The 14,710-nt window shown below is 71.0% G+C and carries 12 protein-coding genes and 1 pseudogene; 6 read left to right on the top strand and 7 right to left on the bottom strand.

Annotated elements, in window-relative coordinates; all coding sequences use genetic code 11:
- Nucleotides 1–792 carry a transglutaminase family protein gene (locus AB0F15_RS21850; protein WP_360273055.1) on the top strand — a complete coding sequence of 264 codons (792 nt, stop codon included), beginning with the start codon at nt 1–3 and terminating at the stop codon, nt 790–792.
- Here AB0F15_RS21850 and AB0F15_RS21845 read toward each other — a convergent pair.
- Nucleotides 785–2,971: a GH92 family glycosyl hydrolase gene (locus AB0F15_RS21845; RefSeq protein ID WP_360273052.1), complete on the bottom strand. Its 2,187-nt coding sequence runs from the start codon at nt 2,969–2,971 to the stop codon at nt 785–787. The genes AB0F15_RS21850 and AB0F15_RS21845 overlap by 8 nt on opposite strands.
- Before the next feature lie 145 nt (nt 2,972–3,116).
- Between AB0F15_RS21845 and AB0F15_RS21840 the strand changes: the two genes are divergently transcribed.
- On the top strand, nt 3,117–4,136 hold the full coding sequence (locus AB0F15_RS21840; protein ID WP_360273049.1) for a YhjD/YihY/BrkB family envelope integrity protein: 1,020 nt from the start codon (nt 3,117–3,119) through the stop codon (nt 4,134–4,136).
- Nucleotides 4,137–4,235: 99 nt separating this feature from the next.
- Here the strand turns inward: AB0F15_RS21840 and AB0F15_RS21835 are convergent, their stop codons facing one another.
- From AB0F15_RS21835 to AB0F15_RS21820, 4 genes are all read right to left on the bottom strand, one after another.
- The gene (locus AB0F15_RS21835; protein WP_360273046.1) at nt 4,236–5,399 is read right to left on the bottom strand and encodes a thiolase domain-containing protein; all 1,164 of its coding nucleotides are present in this window, start codon (nt 5,397–5,399) and stop codon (nt 4,236–4,238) included.
- Nucleotides 5,396–6,409 carry a thiolase domain-containing protein gene (locus AB0F15_RS21830; RefSeq protein ID WP_360273043.1) on the bottom strand — a complete coding sequence of 338 codons (1,014 nt, stop codon included), beginning with the start codon at nt 6,407–6,409 and terminating at the stop codon, nt 5,396–5,398. Before AB0F15_RS21830 ends, AB0F15_RS21835 begins: the two co-directional genes overlap by 4 nt.
- Nucleotides 6,410–6,416: 7 nt before the next feature.
- Nucleotides 6,417–7,394 carry an OB-fold domain-containing protein gene (locus AB0F15_RS21825; RefSeq protein ID WP_360273040.1) on the bottom strand — a complete coding sequence of 326 codons (978 nt, stop codon included), beginning with the start codon at nt 7,392–7,394 and terminating at the stop codon, nt 6,417–6,419.
- A 301-nt stretch (nt 7,395–7,695) separates the two neighbouring features.
- Nucleotides 7,696–8,484 carry a crotonase/enoyl-CoA hydratase family protein gene (locus AB0F15_RS21820; protein ID WP_360273037.1) on the bottom strand — a complete coding sequence of 263 codons (789 nt, stop codon included), beginning with the start codon at nt 8,482–8,484 and terminating at the stop codon, nt 7,696–7,698.
- A 62-nt stretch (nt 8,485–8,546) separates the two neighbouring features.
- Here AB0F15_RS21820 and AB0F15_RS21815 point away from each other — a divergent pair, with 62 nt between their 5' ends.
- On the top strand, nt 8,547–10,163 hold the full coding sequence (locus tag AB0F15_RS21815; protein ID WP_360273034.1) for an acyl-CoA synthetase: 1,617 nt from the start codon (nt 8,547–8,549) through the stop codon (nt 10,161–10,163).
- A 70-nt stretch (nt 10,164–10,233) separates the two neighbouring features.
- Nucleotides 10,234–11,334 carry a nitronate monooxygenase family protein gene (locus AB0F15_RS21810; RefSeq protein WP_360273031.1) on the top strand — a complete coding sequence of 367 codons (1,101 nt, stop codon included), beginning with the start codon at nt 10,234–10,236 and terminating at the stop codon, nt 11,332–11,334.
- Between the two features lie 55 nt (nt 11,335–11,389).
- Here the strand turns inward: AB0F15_RS21810 and AB0F15_RS21805 are convergent, their stop codons facing one another.
- Both AB0F15_RS21805 and AB0F15_RS21800 read right to left on the bottom strand, forming a co-directional pair.
- Entirely contained in the window at nt 11,390–12,196 is an 807-nt protein-coding gene (locus AB0F15_RS21805; RefSeq protein WP_360273028.1) for a serine protease, read from the bottom strand.
- A gap of 124 nt (nt 12,197–12,320) precedes the next feature.
- Nucleotides 12,321–13,538, bottom strand: coding sequence for an amino acid permease (locus AB0F15_RS21800; protein ID WP_360273025.1), 1,218 nt, complete (start codon nt 13,536–13,538; stop codon nt 12,321–12,323).
- Nucleotides 13,539–13,618: 80 nt separating this feature from the next.
- Here AB0F15_RS21800 and AB0F15_RS21795 point away from each other — a divergent pair, with 80 nt between their 5' ends.
- Both AB0F15_RS21795 and AB0F15_RS21790 read left to right on the top strand, forming a co-directional pair.
- Nucleotides 13,619–14,395: a GntR family transcriptional regulator gene (locus AB0F15_RS21795; protein WP_360273022.1), complete on the top strand. Its 777-nt coding sequence runs from the start codon at nt 13,619–13,621 to the stop codon at nt 14,393–14,395.
- A 42-nt stretch (nt 14,396–14,437) separates the two neighbouring features.
- Nucleotides 14,438–14,710 (top strand): annotated as a pseudogene (locus tag AB0F15_RS21790) (hypothetical protein); the annotation flags it as partial.

Raw genomic sequence — 14,710 nt, 5'->3', positions numbered from 1 at the left:
ATGGCCCCGCGAGCGACCGTCGACGTCGAGTTCTCCGTCCGCGTCACCGAGCCCGGGCCGGCGGCGATCTCGATCGCCGCGGCGCAGGCGGACACCGAGGAACTCAAGGTCTCCTGGCACGGCGAGAGCGAGTCCGTCGAGTTCGAGCACGGGACCCGCGCCGAGGTCTTCGAGCTGCCCACCGGTGAGCACCGCGTCACCTACCACGCCGAACGCGCGCTGACCGAGCCCGAACCCGAGCCGGTCACCCTCGCCGACGCCGCCGTGTTCACCCGGCCGAGCCGGTACTGCCCCTCCGACCGCATCGCCGGGCTGGTCCCGCCGGAGCTGTTCGCCGGCCAGGACAGCAGGACCCGGGTGGACACCATCGTCCGGCACGTCCACGAGCGGCTGTCCTATGTGGTCGGATCCAGCCGGGGGACCGACGACGCGATCGACACCCTGCTGGCCGGTCAGGGAGTCTGCCGCGACTTCGCGCACGTCTGCATTTCCCTGTGCCGGTTCCTCGACATCCCCGCCCGCTACGCCGGCGTCTACGCGCCCGGGCTGTCCCCGATGGACTTCCACGCCGTCTTCGAGGCCGCGATCGACGGCCACTGGTACGTCTTCGACGCCACCCACCTCGCCCCGCGGCGGACGATGCTGCGGATCTCGACCGGCCGGGACGCCGCGGACACGGCGTTCCTCGCCACCCTCGGCTGCGAGCTCGACTTCCTGGGCAGCACGGTGTTCGCGACGACGGACACCGCACTGCCCCAGGAAGACTGGACCGAGCTGGTCGTGCTCAGCTGACGCCCCATGCGGACGGCGTCGCGCTCATCCCGAACCGCAGGACGCCGCCGCCGGTCAGGTCGCGCTGGGTCAGCACCGGCCGGGTCACCGGCTTTCCGTTCAGCGAAAGCGAAGACACGTACGGCGTCGAAGCCGAGTTGCCGGGGGAGGACACGACCAGCGGCCGCCGCGCCCCGGGCAGCCGCAGGGTCACCTTCGAGAAGAACGGGCTGCCCACCGCGTAGGTGTCCGACGCCGGCGTGACCGGGTAGATCCCGATCGACGACAGCAGGTACCACGACGACATCTGGCCGCAGTCGTCGTTGCCGGTCAGCCCGTCCGGCCGGTTCGCGTAGTTCGCCGCGGCGAGCGAGCGCACCTGCGCCTGGGTCTTCCACGGCTGCCCGGCGTAGTCGTAGAGGTAGCCGATGTGGTGGCTGGGCTCGTTGGTGTGGTTGTTGTGGCCCTCGGCGAAGTGCCGGTCGAGCAGCGCGACGAACCGGTCCCGCCCCATCAGCGAGATCAGGCCGGGCACGTCGTGCATGACGTCGAAGGTGTAGACCCACTGGTCACCCTCGGTCCAGCCGCCGGACGTCCACGCGCCGTCGAAGTTCCGGGCCTGCATGAAGCCGGTCGCCGGGTTGTACAGATTCCGGTAGTTCTCGCTTCGCTTGCGGAAGAAGGCTGCGTCGTCGGGCTTGCCCACCGCGGCGGCGACCTGCGCCACCGCCCAGTCCTCGTAGGCGTAGTCCAAGGCCCGCGACGCGGCTTCGGCGGTCCGGTCGGCGGCGACCCAGCCGTTCTGCTTGTACGTCGTCAGGCCGGCCCGCGCTTCGACCGGTGTCCCCTCCTCACGGTCGGCGAAGCGCAGCTCGGTATCGCGCTCGGGCGGGGTCATCGCGTCCTTGTACACGGCCTCGTAAGCCAGCCGGCGGTCGAAGCCGGTGAAGCCCTTCGCGATGTCCTCGGCGATGATCGAGTCCGCGTTGGTGCCGACCATGATGTTGGTCTCCGCCGGGTTCTTCCACATCGGCAGCCGGCCGCCTTCGCGGTAGTCGTGCAGCATCGACGTCACCATGTCGTCGATCCGCTCGGGCGCGAACAGCGTCAGGAAGGCGTTCTCGGCCCGGAAGGTGTCCCACAGGGAGTAGCTGGTGTAGCTCACTCCATTGTGGACACGGTCGTCGTAGGCGCTGTAGTAGCGGCCGTACTCCGACATCTCCGACGGGTACTGCAGCGCGTGGACCATGCTCGTGTAGAACGTCGCGAGCTGGTCCGGCGTCGCGCCTTCGACGTCGACACGGTCGAGTTTCTCGCTCCACGCGGCCTTGGTCTGCGCGGCGACGCGGTCGAAGCCGCGCGGCTCGGGCACCTCGCGCCGCAGGTTCTCGCGGGCCTGGTCGACGGAGATGAACGACGTCGCGATCCGCACCTGCACGGTCCGGGTCCGGGCGGGGAAGCGGACGTACGCGCCGAGGGCGGCGTCGGTGCGGTCGCGCTCGCCCTCGTGCAGGGCGGTCCCGGTCGCCGTCCCGAAGCCGGTGACCGGCGTGTCGAAGCTCGCCACGAAGTAGCCCTTGAAGCCGGGCGCCTTGAACGGACCGAGCTTCGAGTCCTGGCGATCCGGGTTGTAGCCGGAGATCTCGCGCCGCGCGGGGTCGACGTGCACCCCGCCGGTGATGCCCGCGCGCGTCGCGGTGAGGACGAAGTTCGGCGAGGCGTCCGCGGGGAACGTGAACCGCATGACCCCGACCCGGGAGGTCCCGGTCAGCTCGGCGCCGACACCCGTGGACATCTTCACCGAGTACCGGGACGGTGACGCGTGCTCGTCGGCGTGCGTGAACGGCATCGACCGCCCGACCCGGACGTCGCCGAGCCCCGGCATCCCCGAGACGTAGCCGTAGTCGCCCATCCAGATCGCCGGCTGGTGCGTGCCGATGAACCCGGTGATCGCGGTGTCGTCGTGGTGGTAGGGGAGCCGGCTGACGTAGTTCACCCGCGTCTGCGGCGACCACCGCGTCATCGCGAACGGCGGCGCGGTGCTCGGGATCATCCCGCCGTACTCGCTGGGATCGGTGCCGGTGGTGCCGATCAGCGGGTTGACGAGGTCGACGTTCGAGGCGCGCGGGTGCGCGTCCGCGGGCACCGCGGTGGCCAGGGACAGGGCCAGGACGGGAGCGAGGAGCAGGCGAGCGCGCATGGAGCTGTCCTCCCAGAGGTGACATCGTTGTCAGCGCCCCCGGCGAGCCGAGGGGGACTCACTCACATTCGGCCAGGTCCGTGATCAGGTGTCAAGCCCGCGTGTTGGCCGCGCCATCAGGCCGCGGGCTGGGTAGACAGTGTCCGTGAAGAGTTCCCCCACGGCCCCGAGCCCCTGGGCCCGGGCGCGCGCCCGGTACCGGTGGCTGGACCACATCGCCCGCGCGACCAACCGCTACATCGACTCCGGCGGGTACCACTACGTCGCTTCGATCACCTACTTCAGCCTGCTGTCGCTGGTGCCGCTGCTGATGGTCGCCTCGTCGGTCGCCGGGTTCGTGCTGGCCACCCAGCCCCACCTGCGCGACACGCTGGTGGACGCCATCGTCAGCACGCTGCCCGGAGGGCTCGGCGACAAGGCCACCGACCTGCTGACCGGCTTCGTCGAGCAGCGGACGAGCATCGGGGCGTTCGGGCTGGTCATCGGCCTCTACTCCGGCTGGAACTGGATGAACGCGCTGCGGGACTCGCTGACGGCGCTGTGGGGGCAGAACCGGTCCGACCAGTCGCTGCTGCGGCTCATCCTCGTCGACCTGCTCGCGCTGCTCGGCCTCAGCGTGGCGCTGCTGGTGTCGTTCACGCTCACCATCTCCGGCACCGCGCTCGGCGGCTACCTGCTCCGGCTCGCCGGTCTCGACGACACGAGCTGGGGGCACCAGCTCGTGTCCGCGTCCTCGGTGCCGCTGGCGCTGGCCGCCGACTGGCTGGTGTTCCTCTGGGTGCTGACCCGGCTGCCGCGGCAGAAGGTGGGCGTGCGCAGCGCGATCCGCGGCGCGGTCGCCCTGGCCGTCGGGTTCGAGGCGCTGAAGCTGGCCGGCGGGTTCTACCTCCGCCTCATCGGCGACTCGCCGACCGGGATCGCGTTCGGCTCGATCATCGGCCTGATCTTCTTCATCTCGCTCGTCGCGCGGCTGCTCGTGTTCGTCACGGCGTGGACCGCGACCGGCTCGGACGCGCCCCCGAAGCCGGTCCAGCCCCCGGCCCCGGTGGTGCTGAAGCCGGTGGTCGTGGTGGACCCGCCGGTCGCGGTGCCCACCGCGGTCGGCGTGGTCACCGGGGTGATCGGCACGCTGCTGGCCGTCCGCTGGCGCCGCTCCCGCCGCTGACCCGCCGCTTTCACGTGAAAGCTACGCTTTGCGCCGCAAAGCGGCACTTTCACGTGAAAGTGCCGACCTGGAGGCGTAGCTTTCACGTGAAAGTGACGCTCAGGCGGGTTTCTCCGAACCCACCAGCCACATCGAGAAGTACTGCGACCCGCCGCCGTAGGCGTGCCCGAGCGCGATGCGCGCACCGTCCACCTGGTAGTCCCCGGCCCGGCCCATGACCTGCTTCGCCGCTTCGGAGAACCGGAGCATGCCGGACGCGCCGATCGGGTTGGAGGACAGCACCCCGCCGGAGGGGTTGCACGGCAGCCGTCCGCCGATCGCCGTCTCGCCCTTCTCGGTGACCTTCCAGCCCTCGCCCTCGGGGGCGAAGCCGAGGTTTTCCAGCCACATCGGCTCGAACCACGAAAACGGCACGTAGATCTCGGCGACGTCCACTTCGGACATCGGATCGGTGATGCCCGCCTCGGCCCACAGCGCGGCCGCGGCCTCGCGCCCGGCCCGGGGGTTCACCTGGTCGCGGCCGGCGAACGTGGTCGGCTCGGTGCGCATCGCCGTCGCGTGCAGCCAGGCGGCCCCGCCCTCGACGGCGTCCCCGGCGGCTTCGTCGCCGAGCACCATCGCGCACGCGCCGTCGGACGACGGGCACGTCTCGTCGTAGCGGATCGGGTCCCACAGCATCTGCGACTTGCGCACCGATTCGACGGTGATGTCCGGCTGCCGCAGGTGCGCGAAGGGGTTCAGGGCGCCGTTGCGCCGGTCCTTCGCCGCGACGATCGCCCCGACGTGCTCGGGTGCGCCCGAGCGGCGGATGTAGGAGCGCACGTGCGGGGCGAAGTAGCCGCCCGCCCCGGCGCCGACCGGCATCTGGAACGGCGGCAGGATCGACAGGCCCCACATCGCGTTCGACTCGGACTGTTTCTCGTACGCCACGGTGAGTACGCGCCGATGGACGCCGGACTGGATCAGCGAAGCCGCGACCAGCGCCGTCGACCCGCCGACCGACCCGGCGGTGTGCACGCGCAGCAACGGCTTCCCGGTCGCGCCGAGCGCGTCGGCGAGGAACAGTTCGGGCATCATCACGCCCTCGAACAGGTCCGGCGCCTTGCCGAGCACCACGGCGTCGATGTCGGCCCATTCGACCTGGGCGTCGGTCATCGCGCGGTCGATCGCCTCGCGCAGCAGACCGGGCATGGAGACGTCGGCGCGCTTGGCGCGGTGGTGCGTCTGGCCGGTGCCGAGCACGGCGGTGAGCTGCTTGGTCATCGGGCCTCCAGCACGGTCACCAGGTTCTGTTGCAGGGCAGGCCCGCTCGTCGCGTGCGCCACGGCCTTGCGGGATTCGCCGCGGTGGATCCGGATCGCGGCTTCGCCGATCCGGGCGAGCCCGGCGGAGAACATCGGGTTCGCGGCCAGTGCCCCGCCCGACGGGTTGATCTTCACTTCGGCGCCGAGGCCCAGCGCGGCCCGCAGGATGAGTTCCTGGTGCGTGAACGGCGCGTGCAGCTCGGCGAGGTCGACGCCGTCGAGGTCGAGGGCCTTCGCCGCGGCCTCGGTGGACGGGCTCCGGGTGAGGTCGCGGGCCCCGAGCACGGGGGAGTCGACGCGGTGCTCGATCCCGGTGAGCACCGCCGGGCGTTCGACGATGTCGCGGGCGCGTTCCACAGTGGACAGCACGATCACCGCGGCGCCGTCCGTGATCGGCGCGATGTCGTGCCGCCGCAACGGGTCCGCGAAGTACGGTGCATCGAGCAGTTCGGTGACGTCCCGGTCGGTGCCGCGGGCGGCGACCTCGGCGAGGTCCTTTTCGGACCAGCGCCCGGCCTCCAGGCCCATGCGTGCCTGGATCCCGGCGATCGAGATCGAATCCGGCCACAGGGGGGTGACGACGTACGGGTCGAGCTGCAGGGCCAGCACCCGGCGCAGCTGCCCGGCGCTGGACTTGCCGAAGCCGTAGACGAGCGCGGTTTCGACCTCGCCCATCTTGATCTTCAGCCACGCCTCGTACAGCGCCCAGGCGGCGTCCATCTCGACGTGCGACTCGTGGATCGGCGGGAACGCGCCGATCGCGTCGACGGCGGCGATGAAGGAGAACGCGCGGCCGGCCAGGTAGTCCGACGAGCCGGAGCACCAGAACCCGATGTCCTGTTTGGACAGGCCGGTCTGCGCGAAGACCTCGGCGAAGATCGGGACGAGCATCTCCACGCCGTTGGTGGTACCTGCGGTTTCGCGGACGTTCGGGGCCTTCGCGAAGCCCGCGATCGCGACGTCTGGCATCAGGACCTCACAGGTGGTGGGCGAAGGTTTCGTAAGCCGCGTCGGGCTCGCCGGTCGGCTGGAAGTGGCTGATGTTCTCCAGCGACGTCCACCACTCCTCGCGCGGCTTCCACGCGGCGCGCACGCGCATGCCCATCTTGACGTCTTCGGCGGCGCAGCCGAGGACGAGGTGCAGGAAGGCGATGTCGGCGCCGTCGAGCAGGATGTACGCGGCGACGTACGGCGGCTTGAGCCGCTGGCCGAGGAACGGGACGTTGACGATGCAGAACGTGGTGACGATGCCGGTGTCGGGGAGCTCGACCTCTTCGGTGGTCGGCACGCCGTCGGTCGGGCAGGCGCCGCGCGGCGGGATGTAGACCTTGCCGCAGGCGGGGCAGCGCTGGCCGATCAGCTTCCCCTCGGCGAGCCCGCGCAGGTAGGTGCTCTCCTCGGGCGACGCGGAGTGCATGTACTTCAGGTGCACCGGCGTGATGACGACGCTGACCGGTGCGCCCTCTTCGCGTTCGGCGACCGGGGGCGCGGGCTCGGTCGGCGTGGTGTCCTCGGCGTCCACGGGCAGGAAGTAGGCGATGTCCCGGATGTGCCCGACGGCCTCCTCGGCCCAGCGCACGCGCACCCGCTGTCCACTGTGGATGTTCTCCGGCGAGCCGGCGTCGACCGCGTGCAGCATGGCGGTGTCGGCGCCGTCGAGGCGGATCAGCGCCCAGGCGAAGGGGCGGTTCAGCGGCTGGCCCTCCAGCGGGCGCGGGCACCACGACCAGGAGACGACGGTGCCCTCTTCGCTCACCGGGACGAACTCGCCGAGCTGTTCGGCGGTCACGGGGTCGTACTCGACCGGCGGGACGTGCACGCGGCCGTCGCTGCCGCGGATGCCTTCGATGCGGTGGTCCCGCAGCCCGTTGACGAACCGGCCGAGGACCGGCCCGGTCGAGCGGGTGTAGTCGAAGCCGACGTTCAGCGGTGCCGCTAACGGTGTCTCGGTCACGTCCTTGAGTGAAACACGTTCTCGATTCGGCGGCAAGATTCCCCAGCAGACTGGTCCGACAAAAACTGAAACACGTTCTAGATATCCCGTGCACGCACGGGCATCACCGCGCAAGCCTGCACCGGATCGCGCGTGATGGAAGCCGTAACTCGCGTGACTGGACCCGTAACTCGCGTGATTGAAGCCGTAACTCGCGAGTTCCGGCCCTGATCACGCGAGTTCCGGCTCGGATCACGCGAGTTACGGCTCTGGTCACGCGAGTTACGGCCCGGGTCACGGCTTGGGCGGTCTTCGGGGTGGGTCAGCGGCCGTGGAAGTCCGGCTTCCGCTTCTCCGAGAACGCTCGCGGGCCCTCCTTGGCGTCTTCCGACGCGAAGACCTCGATGCCGTACTGCGAGTCGAGCTTGAAGGCTTCTTCCTCGTGGAGGCCTTCGGTGTCCCGGATCGTCCGGAGGATGGCCCGGACGGCCAGGGGGCCGTTCGCGTTGATCAGCGCGGCCAGCTCCAGGGCCTTCGAGAGGGCGGTGCCGTCCGGGACGACGTGGCCGATCAGGCCGACGGCCAGCGCCTCCGAAGCCGTGAGGTGGCGGCCGGTCAGCAGGATGTCCGCGGCGACCGTGTACGGGATCTGACGCGGTAGCCGCACCGCCGAGCCACCCATCGGGAACAGGCCCCAGCGGGCCTCCGAGACCCCGAACCGGGCCGACTCGCCCGCCACCCGGATGTCGGTGCCCTGGAGGATCTCGGTCCCGCCCGCGATCGCCGGCCCCTCGACCGCGGCGATCAGCGGCTTCGTCAGGCGACGGCCCTTCAGCAGACCCGGGATGCGCGCGGGGTCGAACTTGCCCGACGCGAACGACTCCGACGGGGAGTTGCGGGACATCGACTTCAGGTCCGCGCCCGCGCAGAACGCGCCGCCCGCCCCGGTCAGGATGCAGCTGCGGATCGAGTCGTCGGCGTCGACCCGGTCCCAGGCGTCGACCATGATCGACATCATCTCGCCGGTGATCGCGTTGCGCGCCTCGGGCCGGTTCATCGTGACGACGAGGGTCTGCCCGTCCTGCTCGACCAGCGCGTGCGGTTCGCCCACGAAAGACCTCCTGAAGGAGCAGTGCCATTGCCCGGAACGATAACATGTTCTACTTTGAGGGCGTGGCACTCAACATCGCGGATCTTCTGGAGCACGCCGTCGACGCCGTGCCGGAGCGCGTCGCGGTCGTGTGCGGCGACCGGCGAGTCACCTTCGCCGAACTGGATGCGCGGGCCAACCGGCTCGCCCACCACCTCGCCGCGCACGGCGTGGGACGCGGATCCCACATCGGGGTCTACTCCCGCAACTCGATCGAGGCCTTGGAGGCGATGATCGCGGCGTACAAGCTGCGCGCGATCGCCGTCAACGTCAACTACCGCTACGTGCACGGCGAGCTCGTCTACCTCTTCAACGACGCCGAGCTCGTCGCCCTCGTGCACGAACGCAGCTACGCGGACAAGGTCGCCGCGGCGCTGCCGGAGACGCCGAAACTGAAACACGTTGTCGTGATCGACGACGGCAGTGACGGTGACTACGAACGCTACGGCGGCGTCGACTACGAAACCGCGCTCGCCGAGCAGTCCCCCGAACGCGACTTCGAAGAGCGTTCCGGCGACGACCTCTACATCCTCTACACCGGCGGCACCACGGGCTACCCGAAGGGCGTGCTCTGGCGGCAGGAGGACGTCTGGCGCGCGCTCGGCGGCGGGATCAACTTCGTCACCGGCGAGTACGTCCCGGACGAATGGACGCTCGCCGAGCAGGGCAAGGCCGGGAGCCTGAGCAGGCTGCCCGCCGCGCCGCTGATCCACGGCGCCGCGCAGTGGGCCGCGTTCGGCGCGCTGTTCACCGGCAGCCCGGTGGTGTTCGTGCCGCGGTTCGACGCCCACGAGATCTGGAAGGCCGTGCAGGAGCACAAGGTCCAGGTCCTCACGATCGTCGGCGACGCGATGGCCCGGCCGCTCATCGAGGCCCTCCGCGAGGGTGGCTACGACGCGTCGTCGATCGTCTCGATCTCGAGCCACGCCGCGTTGTTCTCCCAGTCGGTGAAGCAGGAGTTCGTCGAGCTCGTGCCGCACGCCTTCATCACCGACGCGATCGGCTCGTCGGAGAGCGGGTTCACCGGGATCGGCGTGGTGGCCAAGGGGTCCGACCACAGCGCGGGCCCGCGGGTGACCTTCGGCCTGGACGCCATCCTGCTCGACGAGGACGGCAACGTCGTCGAGAAGAAGCCCGGCGCGATCGGCCTGATCGGCCGCCGCGGGCACGTCCCGCTCGGCTACTACGGCGATCCCGAGAAGAGCAAGAAGATCTTCGTCGAGGTCGACGGCGTCCGGTACGTCGTCCCGGGCGACTACGCCCGCTACGAGGAGGACGGCACCGTCACGCTGCTCGGCCGCGGCTCGCAGTGCGTCAACACCGGCGGCGAGAAGGTCTACCCGGAAGAGGTCGAAGGGGCGCTCAAGTCCCACCCCGACGTCTTCGACGCGCTCGTCATCGGCGTCCCGGACGAGCGGCTCGGCCAGCGCGTCGCCGCCGTCGTCCAGTTGCGCGAAGGGGCCGAAGCGGACTTGGCCGCGCTCGAGGAGCACGTCCGCGGCTTGATCGCCGGGTACAAGGTGCCGCGCACGGTCTGGCTGGCCGGCGAGATCGGCCGCTCGCCCAGCGGCAAGCCGGACTACCCGTGGGCCCAGCGCTACGCCGCTGGGCACGAACCGGCCGCGGCCCAGCCCGTCTGAGCCCACTGACTACTGATCCAGAAGCGTCGCTTTCACGTGAAAGCGACGTTTCTGGGAGGAGGACAACACAGTGCGGACACCCCTGTGCGACCGGCTCGGCATCGACCTGCCGATCATCGGGTTCACCCCGTCGGAGCACGTCGCCGCGGCGCTCAGCCGCGCCGGCGGGCTCGGCGTGCTCGGCTGCGTGCGGTTCAATGACGCCGCCGAGCTCGACCGGGTGCTCACCTGGATGGACGAGAACACCGGCGGGAAACCGTACGGCGTCGACATCGTGATGCCGGCGAAGGTGCCCGCCGAGGGCACCCAGGTCGATCTGGCGAAGCTGATCCCGGACGGCCACCGCGCGTTCGTCGACCGCGTGCTGAAGGAGCTTTCGGTGCCGCCGCTGCCGGACGACACCGACGAGCGCGCCGGCGTCCTCGGCTGGCTGCACTCGGTCGCGCGGTCGCACGTCGAGGTCGCGCTGAACCACCCGATCAAGCTGATCGCCAACGCGCTCGGCTCACCGCCGGCGGACGTCATCGCGCAGTGCCACGATCGCGGGGTGCCGGTGGCGGCGCTGGCCGGCAAGGCCGAACACGCGGTCCGGCACGTCGAAAACGGCGTCGACTTCGTGGTGGCGCAGGGCTACGAAGCCGGCGGGCACACCGGTGAGATCGCGTCCATGGTGCTGGTGCCGGAGATCGTCGACGCCGTCGACGTGCCGGTGCTCGCCGCGGGCGGGATCGGTTCCGGCCGCCAGATGGCCGCGGCGCTCGCGCTCGGCGCGGCCGGCGTCTGGATGGGGTCGATGTGGCTCGCCACCGAGGAGTACCTGCAGACGATGGGCGAGTCGGTGGCGATGCAGCAGGCGCTCGTCGCGGCGTCGTCGTCGGACACCGTGCGGACCCGGATCTACACCGGCAAGCCGGCCCGGCTGCTCAAGACCCGGTGGACCGAGGCGTGGGCCGCGCCGGACGCGCCCGAGCCGCTGCCGATGCCGCTGCAGAACCTGCTGGTTTCCCCGGCGCACAACCGGATCCACGCGGCGAACGACCCGAGCGTGGTCTCGATGCCGGTCGGGCAGATCGTCGGCCGGATGAACCGGGTCCGCCCGGTCGCCGAAGTCGTCGCCGACCTGGTTTCCGGTTACGAAGAAGCACTGTCCCGGTTGGACAAGACCCGCTGAACGCGAGCGAAAGGGCCCCCGCCGCGGCGGGGGCCCTTTCTTCTTGCGTAACCGGTTACAGCGTGGAGGCGGCCGCGGCGATCTTCGCCGCGAACGTGCTCACCTCGGTGTAGACGCCGGGAGCGTGGGCGCGGGCGCAGCCGTCACCCCAGCTGACGATGCCGACCTGGATCCACGCGCCGGCGTTGTCGCGGCGGAACATCGGGCCGCCGGAGTCGCCCTGGCAGGTGTCGACGCCGCCGGAGGCGAGGTTGCCCGCGCAGATCTCGGCGCTCGGAATCAGGTCGGGATAGCTGCCGCCCTGGGCGGCGCAGGTGGCGTCGTCGACGAACGGGACCGTCGCCTTGAGCAGGTACCGCTGCTGCGCGCCGCCTTCGCGGGCCGCGCCCCAGCCGGCCACGGTGAACGTGCCGGTGTTGTACGCCGAGGTCGACGCGATCGGCAGCGTCGAGAGCCCGCTCACCGGGCTGGCGAGCTTGATCAGCGCCCAGTCACCGCCGGTCGAGGAGCCGTAGGTGGGGGACTGGTAGACGTACGTCGAGCGGATCTTCTGCGCGCCGGAGCCCTGCAGGTCGACCACGCCGACGGTCGCGGTGATCGAGGTGTTCGACCCGGTCCGGCTCACGCAGTGCGCCGCGGTCAGGACGATCTGCTTGGTGTAGAGCGCCCCGCCGCAGCCCATGGAAAGCCGGACCATGAACGGGAATTCGCCCTGGGCGGCGCGGGTGCCGCCGACGACGTCGGTGGACGGCGGCTGGGCGGCGGTGGCGATCGCGGGGGTCGCGAACGCCGCGGCCGCGGCGACCGCGGCCAGTGCGGTGGTGGCGTTTCTGAGCAGGGTGAACCAGCGCTTGGGAGCCAAGGGGATCAGTCCTTCCAGTGTCCACAGTGGAAGCCGTTGCCGTCAGCGGCCCCATGACTACACCAGGTGGTCACAGACGGGACAACCGACTTTCTTCGGATCTTTCGGGCGGTTGGGTGATTTCTCACCGGCGGAGCCGACGAACGCCGTAGGCCAGACCGCCCAGCACGAGCGCGGCGCAGCCGGCCAGCACCGACGGGAGCGGCAGGCTGAAGGCGAGCACCACGCACCCGGCGAGGCCCAGGACGGCGACCGCCCGCGTCTTCCCCGGCAGCGTGAGCGCGGCGGCATTGGCGATCGCGTAGTAGGCCAGGACGGCGAAGGACGAGAAGCCGATCGCGGCGCGCAGGTCGAGCGACGCGGCGAGCACGGCGACCACGAGCCCGACGGCGAGTTCGGCCCGGTGCGGCACCTGGTAGCGCGGGTGGACGGCGGCCAGGAACCGGGGGAGGTGGCCGTCGCGGCTCATCGCCAGTGTCGTGCGCGAGACGCCGAGGATGAGCGCCAGCAGCGAGCCCGTCGCCGCCAGTGTCGCGCCCACCCGGACGGCCGGGGCGAGCCACCCCGGGACGGCGGCGGCGATCGGGTCCGGGCTCGCGGCCAGCGCGGCCGGGCCGAGCCGGACGAGCAGCAGCACCGCCAGCGCGGCGTAGACCACGAGGGTGATGCCCAGGGCCAGCGGGATGGCGCGGGGGATGGTGCGGGCCGGGTCGCGGACCTCCTCGCCGAGCGTCGCGAGCCGGGCGTACCCGGCGAAGGCGAAGAAGAGCAGCCCGGCCGCCTCCAGGACACCTCCGCCGCCGGGCCAGGCGACGAGCGGGCCGCCGGCGGACGGCCCGGCGGCCATCGCCACCGCCGCGGCGGTGAGCACGAGCAGGGTGCCCGACACGATGACCCGCGTCGCCAGCGCCGAGCGGTGGACACCGAAGTAGTTGACGGTGGTGAGCGCGGCGACCACCGCGACGGCGAACCCGCTCCGCCACGGCTGCCCGAGCCCCGGCGCGGCGTAAGCGACGACGGTCAGCGTCATCGCGGCGCAGCTCGCCGTCTTCCCGGTGATGAATCCCCAGCCCGCGAGGTAGCCCCAGAATTCACCGAGCCTTTCCCGGCCGTAAATGTAGGTGCCGCCGGATTCGGGATGAATCGCGGCCAGCCGCGCCGAAGAAGCCGCATTGCAGTAGGCGACGACGGCCGCGACGACCAGCGCGAGCAGCAGCCCGGCCCCCGCGGCGCGCGCCGCCGGGCCGAACGCCGCGAACACGCCGGCGCCGATCATCGAGCCGAGGCCGAGGAAAACGGCGTCGGCGAGGCCGAGCCTGCGGACCAACGGGGTCGGACGCATCCGGGTGATCCTCCTGTTGCCGGCCGTGTTGCGCACCACAGCGAACCACGGCGTGCGGCGAACCGAATAGGGTCGATTCCGTGCCCGCCCCTGCGTACCATTCCCGCCTGTCCGCCGACGGCCCCGTTCTCGACGGGATTCCCGAACACGGCCGTGTGCCGCGCTACTACGCGGTCAAGGTCGAACTGCTGGCGGTGATCGCGGAACTCGGCGAAGGTGCGACGCTGCCCACGGAACGGGAATTGTGCGAACGGTTCGAAGTGTCGAGGGCGACCGTACGGCAAGCCGTCGGCGAGCTGGTGCTCGAGGGCAAGCTCAGCCGCCGCCAGGGAAGCGGGACGTACGTCGCCGGCCCGAAGCTCGTCCAGCCGCTGGCACTGGTGAGCTACACCGAGGGGCTGCGGCGCCAGGGCATCCGGCCGGGCCGCAGTGTGATCACCCTGGAGCGGCGCCTGGCGGGCAGCGCACTGGCCGCCGACCTCCAAGTGACGTCGGACGCCGAAGTGTTCCACCTCGAGCGGGTCCTGCTGGCCGACGAGGAGCGCGTCGGGCTCGAGTCGACATATCTCCTGGCTTCGCGGTTCCCGGACTTCCTCGACGTGTTCGACCCGGAACAGTCGCTGTATGCGTGCCTGAGCGAGAAGCTCGGCGCGGCGTTCGAGGAGGCGGAGGAGCGGGTCGAGACGGTGCTGGCCACGCCGCGCGAGGCGTTGCTGATCGGGACGAACCCGGCGCTGCCGATGCTGTTGCTGCACCGGATTTCCTGGGGCCCGGACGGGGCGCCGTTCGAACGGGTGCGTTCGCTGTACCGCGGCGACCGGCTCAGCTTCACGACCCGCCTCGGCCGGGCCGACTGAGCCGCGATGCAACCCGGCGCGCGTTCATTCCGTCTGGCAGGTATGCGTACCACGGTGAAACTGCTGGGCGCGGGCCTGATGCTGCTCTCGGCGACGGCCTGCGCTGCGAATTCCGGCGTCGGCGCCCCGGCGGGCACCAGCGCGGGCCCTGAGACACCCACGACGTCCACGAGTGTGCCCGCGACCGGGACGCCCACGCCCACGCCTGCTCCGCCGCCGTCCCAGACGGTCGGGCGGCCGACGCAGGGCATCGCGCCGGGGGGGGTCGTCCACGACGAGACGCAGGACGACGCCCCCCGCCAGCCCGGGGGGGAC

Origin of the sequence: Amycolatopsis sp. NPDC026612 (genome assembly GCF_040638285.1) — a bacterium.
Classification (GTDB): domain Bacteria; phylum Actinomycetota; class Actinomycetes; order Mycobacteriales; family Pseudonocardiaceae; genus Amycolatopsis.
Note: the sequence above shows the minus strand (reverse complement) of the source record. Positions and strands in the feature narration are given on the sequence as shown.

What these genes read in the sequence shown, in the direction of transcription:
- AB0F15_RS21850 (WP_360273055.1), top strand. Translation starts at nt 1, where the DNA reads ATGGCCCCGCGAGCGACCGTCGACGTCGAGTTCTCCGTCCGCGTCACC.
- AB0F15_RS21845 (WP_360273052.1), bottom strand. Translation starts at nt 2,971, where the DNA reads ATGCGCGCTCGCCTGCTCCTCGCTCCCGTCCTGGCCCTGTCCCTGGCC.
- AB0F15_RS21835 (WP_360273046.1), bottom strand. Translation starts at nt 5,399, where the DNA reads ATGACCAAGCAGCTCACCGCCGTGCTCGGCACCGGCCAGACGCACCAC.
- AB0F15_RS21830 (WP_360273043.1), bottom strand. Translation starts at nt 6,409, where the DNA reads ATGCCAGACGTCGCGATCGCGGGCTTCGCGAAGGCCCCGAACGTCCGC.
- AB0F15_RS21800 (WP_360273025.1), bottom strand. Translation starts at nt 13,538, where the DNA reads ATGCGTCCGACCCCGTTGGTCCGCAGGCTCGGCCTCGCCGACGCCGTT.